Origin of the sequence: Vogesella mureinivorans, assembly GCF_007644035.1 — a bacterium.
GTDB lineage: Bacteria > Pseudomonadota > Gammaproteobacteria > Burkholderiales > Chromobacteriaceae > Vogesella > Vogesella mureinivorans.
On record NZ_VMTV02000252.1, the window covers coordinates 1 to 291 of the forward strand.

Here is a 291-nt window from a genome sequence, read left to right on the forward strand (position 1 = left end):
GCAAGCTGATGCTGCTGGCACCGGTGGTCCGCGAGCGCAAGGGCGAACATCTGTCGGTGTTCGAGGAGCTGCGCGCCCAGGGCTTCGTCCGCGCACGGGTCAATGGCAAGCTGCATGAGCTGGACGAGCTGCCCAAGCTGGACAAGCAGAAGAAGCACTCCATCGACGTGGTGGTGGACCGTTTCAAGGTCCGTGAAGATCTGCAGCAGCGTCTGGCCGAGTCTTTCGAGACCGCCCTCGGCCTGGCCGACGGCATCGCCCTGATCGCTCCCATGGATGATGAGCCGGGCG

At 64.6% G+C, this 291-nt stretch carries 1 protein-coding gene; it reads left to right on the plus strand.

Features of this window, described 5'->3' with window-relative positions; genetic code table 11:
- A partial coding sequence (locus tag FLQ44_RS08140) for a hypothetical protein (protein WP_206208755.1) occupies positions 1 to 291 on the plus strand: 291 nt, incomplete at both ends.